Genomic DNA, 2344 nt, shown 5'->3' with positions numbered 1-2344 from the left:
TTCTGGCTGAGGAAATTCTCTCCGGACGGGTTTCTGATGGGGATACTGCCATGGTCGATATCGATGAGGAAGGTAAGGTGAAAGTTATTTCGGGGGAAAGACGCGAGTTAATCGCTCCCGTGATCGAATAAATTCTCACTGTAATTAGTTAAATAAAAGGTGGGCTTCTTGCTCACCTTTTCTCGTAAAAATAGGGAAAAAGTGCGATGAAAGTTTGGTTTGTGGGCTGTGTTTTGTTATTTTTGTTGGTGGAGTTTTATCAATGGGCCAAGGGGTTTATTTTGCCTTTACCTCTTTATATTTTTGCCGGAGCTTTGCTATCGATCGCTTCTAATTATTCTCAAGATATGAGCAATTTATTTGCTAGAAATGAACAGGTTTATCAAACTGCTAGTTTAAGTGATATTCCTGACATTTTGACGGCAGAAACCGCAATTACCAGCCTAGAAGCGGCAGCAGCGGAGGATAGTAAAAAGCGGTGTCGCTGAATCAAGACATGAAGACTAAATTGTGCCTCCTATCCACAAGTTACCTTACTGCTAGGTTTTAAAAATTGCCGAGAGGACAATTGATACTTAAAATCAGCAACGCCCGATAACTTTTCAAACAGATACTAAAAATAGATGATCATGAAAACAGTCACAAAAGTAGCTCTTATTGCCCTACTCTGGATAACAATAATCAATCCTGCCAACTTACCTCCAGATACCGATGTTAGGCTAAGAATGGCCCATGCCCTGTGGACAGGAACTGAGGAGGTTTCTTTACCCCCAAATTATCGTCCTTCCTCTCGATTAGACCGTGTTGGTGTTTTAGGAGTAGATGGAAAACGATATGAACATTATGATATGGGACAATCTTTATTAATGTTGCCCGCAGATTGGATTGGCACTCAACTCTCTAAAGTTTTTCCTAGTATTAAGCCTTATTTATTACGAGAATTTGCGGTTAGTTTTCTTGTAGTTATCCCTCTAAATGTATTAGTTGTTCTCTCTTGTTATTGGTTACTTAGACTATTTGATTTTCAGGAGAAAATTGCGGCATCTGCTAGCTTGATTTGGTTGCTAGGTACTACCGTTCTCCACTATGCACAAACTTTTCAACAAAATAATCCAGTCCTACTTTGTGTGATTTTAGGTTATGCTTGTGCTTTAGCTTATATTAAAACTAACAAAGTACCTTATGTTTTTTTGAGTGGATTGGCAATCGGAGCAGCTATTATAATTCGCTCGACAACTATCATTTATGCTCTCACAGTTTTTGGGTTTCTAATTAGCTGTCTAATTTATAAAAATTTCAAGCTGAATCAAATCTTTAAGACAGCCATACTCTGGAACTTCGGCTTATTTCCCTTCTTTTTTATGAGTAGATTATTTAATTACTTACGCTTTGGGGATTTTTGGACAACGGGAACATCCTTACTCATGGAGCAAATCCGCAATGGAGCAATCTTTTCAGGGTTGCCAGAATTGCCCCCTAATTATCCTCTCATACACCCTCCCTACGTTGGTATTCTCGGCGTTCTCTTCTCACCAGCTAAAAGTATATTTATTTACGACCCCTTTCTTTTACCGTGTTTAGTATTGGGGATTATTTTATTTAACAAATTAACACCTTATATACGAATATATTTTATTTCCTCAATTTTTGCACTTGTCTTTCATATTATCTTAACCAGCAAACTGGATTTCTGGCATGGAGATGGTTCTTGGGCTGCTCGTTATCACGTTACCTCAGTTCAGCTACTGCTTCTCCCCTTAATAGCTTTGCTAATCTTAGAGATGTTATCGGTTAATCGACTCAAACGATGGTTAATTAGCAGCTTGGTTGTTCTTTCTATTTTGGTTCAATTTGCTTCTCTTGTCTTTGACCCTAGTGTAAATAGTGGTGTGGTCAACTTTGCAGAACCAAAAAGTTTTTTGAGGTTTCGTTTAGGTGAACGTATCGACAGTGTTAGTTGCTTAATTGGTCTTTCTCGATCCCAAAGTTGCTTAACTGAGGAAAAGTACAATAAGTCTGATCTCGCCAGTAGGGTGTATTTCTGGCCTCTTAAATCCAACAAAGCGCAAGGATTGCTCTGGAAAATTTGGGGATTCCTCTTGATCACAGCTTTGATCAGCACTCTACTTTTCCTAGTGATTGGGTAGTAGTTATGGAGACTTAATACCTTGCTCGTCCCTTACGTCGTGCGATTATGCGTCTGTTGGAAGATGTTCTGGCTGAGGAAATTCTCTCCGGACGGGTTTCTGATGGGGATACTGCCATGGTCGATATCGATGAGGAAGGTAAGGTGAAAGTTATTTCGGGGGAAAGACGCGAGTTAATCGCTCCCGTGATCGAATAA

General features: G+C 39.5%; 2 protein-coding genes and 1 pseudogene. All 3 read left to right on the top strand.

What is annotated here, in order from left to right; all coding sequences use genetic code 11:
- Positions 1-206: 206 nt before the first annotated feature.
- A complete protein-coding gene (locus tag PX481_RS08525; RefSeq protein ID WP_002756712.1) occupies positions 207-488 on the top strand; it encodes a hypothetical protein in 282 nt (93 codons plus the stop codon).
- A gap of 141 nt (positions 489-629) precedes the next feature.
- Positions 630-2147: a glycosyltransferase family 39 protein gene (locus PX481_RS08520; RefSeq protein WP_002756710.1), complete on the top strand. Its 1518-nt coding sequence runs from the start codon at positions 630-632 to the stop codon at positions 2145-2147.
- Between the two features lie 17 nt (positions 2148-2164).
- Positions 2165-2344 (top strand): annotated as a pseudogene (locus tag PX481_RS08515) (ClpB D2-like domain containing protein); the annotation flags it as partial.

It is taken from the genome of Microcystis sp. M53603_WE2 (assembly GCF_030065435.1).
Note: the sequence above shows the minus strand (reverse complement) of the source record. Positions and strands in the feature narration are given on the sequence as shown.

What these genes read in the sequence shown, in the direction of transcription:
- PX481_RS08525 (WP_002756712.1), top strand. Translation starts at nt 207, where the DNA reads ATGAAAGTTTGGTTTGTGGGCTGTGTTTTGTTATTTTTGTTGGTGGAG.
- PX481_RS08520 (WP_002756710.1), top strand. Translation starts at nt 630, where the DNA reads ATGAAAACAGTCACAAAAGTAGCTCTTATTGCCCTACTCTGGATAACA.